We start from the raw sequence: 3910 nt of genomic DNA on the forward strand, positions 1-3910 counted from the left end.
CAGCGACACAGGCTGCAGCTTGACCTCCTGAGCGGCATAGAAACTCTTGACGCCTTCGGGAAAGACGATGGTGCCGCGGCCATATGGCCACAGACCATTGATCGCCTTGATCAGCGAGGTCTTGCCGCAACCGGACTCGCCTTTCAGGAAAGTCCATTCGCCGCGCCGGAAGCGCAGATTGGCGGCGCTGAGAAAGGGCGTCGCGTCCTCGCCCTGATGCGCCAGTTCGAGCTTCTGGATGGTCAGGCCGAAAACCGGGTTCTGGCTGGCATAGTGGAAGTCGGAGCGGCCGGTCTGGCTGTAGAATTCCTGCGGATGCTGGACATTCTCGATCGCATTGGCCAGCTCGGTGACACGCTGGCTGTTGGCGCGCAACGTGGCGATGGCGGGCATGACGTGGATGAACCACGAACACTGGCCGATCAGCGAATTGACCAGTTCGGAGCCGGTTATGTAGCCCTTGAGGTCGAGACCGTTGTGGATGAACGGCACCAGGCCCGGTCCGTAGGCGACAATGCGGGCACCGATGAAATTGTAGATCAGCTCGAACGACATATAGACGGTGTTGACGATGTTCAGCCGCGTCCAGGTGCCGTCGATGTCGACATAAAGCCGGCCATGCATGGTCCTTTGCACGCCTTCGCCCTGAGACGCCGCGACATGGAAGGAGCGGCGCAGGAATGTCGTCAGCTCGCCGCGATAGCTGCCCTCGGCCTGCTGCATCCTGACGTTGAGGCGCTCGAGCAGGCCGCCGAGCTTGACCGCGATCCAAGTGTTCAGCGGCACGTAGGTGGCGACGGCCAGGAAGGCGAGGATGGCGCTGCCATAGCTGCCGAGGAATTCCAGCCCCTTCACCTCGACGGAGTTTTCGAGCAGCTTCTGGCCGACGAAATAGAGCGATGTGGCAACGCCAAGCACGCCCATGGCGAGCCCGATGGCGCCACCGGTCATGTCCTTGATGGATTCCTGGACGCGCTGGTCGATGTTGTCGGGGGCCGGTGCGCCGCTGCCGGTCGACGCGTGCTGGGCATGGAAATGCGTATGATTGCCGTCCAGCAGCGCTTCATTGAAGCGGCTGTCCAGCCAACCGCGCCATTTGCGGTGCAACGTCGCCGAGACAAGGTTGCGGATGCCGGTGAAGCCAGCGTCCTTGAGTACGACCAGCAGCACGAGGACGCCGGCATTGACCAAAAGCGAGCGAAGCGGCGTGGTGTTGGCGGCGTCATGGAAGAAGGCGATGGAATTGACCAGTTCGCCCGAGGCTTCGGCGAACCAGACACCGGCCTTGCTGGACAACGCCGTGAGCAGCGCGATCACCAGCGTCAGCGTCCAGGCTTCCTTCCAGCGGTCGGAAACCCAGTAGGCCCGCATCAGGCCCCAGAAGCTGCGCATCGACGACACCGGCGTCAGAAGCGATCGCCCTGCGGCATCGCGAGGTGTTTTTTCCGGTACTGACTCTTGCGATGGTCTACCGACCCGAATCACTATCCCGCCCAAACCTTTTTTCTTTTGTTACGGATGGTAACACCAATTGATCATTTTCCATTAATTTAAAACCGGGCCGACCGGATTGCCCCGGCAGCCGTTGCCGTGAGGCAACAGATTACATGCTGAAATATAGCGACAACAGTCGACAAAAATCCGGATATTGCTTTTAATTTCATGTGCTTGATATATCGAGGGCGTGGCGTTGGCACGGCTTCCCCTGGGGAAGGCTTTCACACGGTTTCGTGAACTCGAAATCGTATCGAGCGACCGGTTTTCTCACTGTGGACGGCTCAAAGAGCTCGAAAATCTGCGGCTCGTGACTCGCCAGGATTGCCGTGGTCGTCCCTGCCGGGGGCAGGAATTGACGAGAGAATCGATCGAGCGGCGCGTTCCGTCTTGTCGGATCGGCTGAGGGACTGCGTTTGACAATTCATCCGCCTGGGATTGAACCTTGCCCGGCATCGGCGACACTCATGCATGTCCGGTTCTTCAACAAGGAAGCTCCCAATGCTTGCACGCGCGGCCGCAATCCTGTCCCTCTTTGCCTTTGTACCTTTGGCGCATGCCGGCGAGCAAAGCATTCCGGCCAGCGCCGAGGGCCAGATCGAGTTCAACACGCCGTCCGGCAACATCGGCTGCATCTACACGCCCAAAGGCGGCACCGGCACCTATGAGCCGAGGGATGGCGGCCCGGAGCTGAGCTGCTCGCGCGTCGAGCCGAGCTACCTTACGATTATCCTGGGTCCGAAGGGGCCAGCAACGCTGATCAAGAACCCAGGCGAGCAGGGCTGCTGCAGCGATGTCGACAAGCTTGGCTACGGCAACAGCTGGAGCGCCGGGCCGTTCTCGTGCCAGTCGTCAACCAAGGGACTGACCTGCACGGCCACGAACGGCCATGGATTTTTCATCAGCAAGGCCAAGGCGACGGCGAAGTAACGTCTGCCGCCGTCGCGGAGAGGAGAGGCCGGCCGGCCTCAGCCGGCCTTGTCCAGTTCGCCGCGCGCCTTGGCGGTCGCAACCTGGCGAATGGCATCGGCCAGCGTATCGGCATCCTGCGCGCCCATGACGGCGTATTTGTCCTCGAGCAGGAAGCACGGCACGCCAGAAATGCCCATGCGAGACGCGGTGGCGATCTCGGTGCGCACCGCCTCGACATCGGCCTCGGTCGGCAAAAGCGAGGCGACCACGGACGCATCCATGCCGGCCTCGCGCGCCGCCTCGACCAGCACGGCATGATCGCCAATGTTGGCGCCTTCCTCGAAATTCAGCTGGAACAGCCGCCGTACAAGCCTGTTCTGAATGGCTTCGCCGGCGGCCCCTGCCCAGCGGATCAGCCGGTGCGCATCCAGCGTGTTCGGCGCCACCTTGATGGCGTCGAAGGCAAAGGAAATGTCTTCCGCTTCGCCCAGCGGCTCGATGCGGGCGTGAATTTCGCGGATGCGCTCGTCGCTGCCGAATTTTGCCAGCATGTATTCGCGCCGGTCCTTGCCTTCGGGCGGAATGGTCGGATCGAGCTGGAACGGCCGCCAGCGGACATGCACGTCGACATCGCTCACGGCCGCGATTGCCCTGTCGAGCCGCTTCTGGCCGATGAAGCACCAGGGGCAGACGACATCGGACACCACATCGACGGTGATGGCGTTCAATTCGCTCATCTCGATCTCCTGATCCCTCAGTTGGGTTTGCGCCACCATGTTGGCAGTTGATACCCGAATATGGGCGTCTTTTGCGGATGTTCCAGGTAGTTCCAGTAGGCGATCCATTGCTGCGTGTTGTACTGCATCGGCACCATGTAGTTGCCGGAGATCAGCAGCCGGTCGAGAACGCGAACGGCGGCAACATAATCCTCCTTGGAGCGGGCGCGCAGCATCGCCTCGATTGCCGCGTCCACAGCCGGATCGGCGACGCCGGCGAGATTGAACGAGCCTTCCGTCCGGGCGGCAGTCGAACTCCAGCGCCCGCTCTGCTCGATGCCGGGTGACAACGAATTGTTGAAGCCGCTCGATCCGACCAAGACCTCGAAATCGAAGCGCTGCTTGCGCGACTGGATCTGATCGCCGTCGAGGCTGCGAATGGTGAGATTGATGCCGATCTTCTCCAGCGTGCGCTGATAGATGCCGGCAAGGCGCTCCTCGTCCTGCGAAGCGGTCAGGATCTCAAAGCCGAAGGGTTTGCCTTCGGGATCAAGCATCGTTCCATTCTGCACGTGGTAGCCGACACTTTTCAAAAGATCGAAAGCTGCCTTCAAGACGCGCCGATCCTGGCCCGATCCGTCGGTCACCGGCGGCCGCCATGTGCCGTCCATGACATCGGCCGGCACGCGGCCGGGGTAGGGCGCCAGAAGCGCTTTCTCCCTGTCGTCGGCCGGATGGCCGAGCGCGGAAAGCTCGGAATTCTGCCAGTAACTCATCGTGCGCGTGTA

General features: G+C 61.5%; 4 protein-coding genes. 1 reads left to right on the forward strand and 3 read right to left on the reverse strand.

Annotated elements, in window-relative coordinates; genetic code table 11:
* The coding region (locus EN914_RS27420; RefSeq protein WP_164778951.1) for an ATP-binding cassette domain-containing protein at positions 1-1392 on the reverse strand (1392 nt) is incomplete at its 3' end.
* Positions 1393-1995: 603 nt separating this feature from the next.
* On the opposite strand from EN914_RS27420, the gene EN914_RS27425 reads away from it, so the two are divergent.
* A complete protein-coding gene (locus tag EN914_RS27425; RefSeq protein WP_024503284.1) occupies positions 1996-2424 on the forward strand; it encodes a hypothetical protein in 429 nt (142 codons plus the stop codon).
* Between the two features lie 38 nt (positions 2425-2462).
* On the opposite strand, the gene EN914_RS27430 is transcribed toward EN914_RS27425, so the two are convergent.
* Both EN914_RS27430 and EN914_RS27435 read right to left on the reverse strand, forming a co-directional pair.
* Positions 2463-3143 (reverse strand): DsbA family oxidoreductase, encoded by a 681-nt coding sequence (locus tag EN914_RS27430; RefSeq protein ID WP_024503283.1) that lies wholly within the window; start codon positions 3141-3143, stop codon positions 2463-2465.
* Positions 3144-3160: 17 nt separating this feature from the next.
* Positions 3161-3910 (reverse strand): ABC transporter substrate-binding protein (locus EN914_RS27435; protein ID WP_245497850.1); only part of this gene is annotated, 750 nt, incomplete at its 5' end.

Source organism: Mesorhizobium sp. M7A.F.Ca.CA.001.08.2.1, assembly GCF_003998455.1.
Classification (GTDB): Bacteria; Pseudomonadota; Alphaproteobacteria; order Rhizobiales; family Rhizobiaceae; genus Mesorhizobium; species Mesorhizobium ciceri.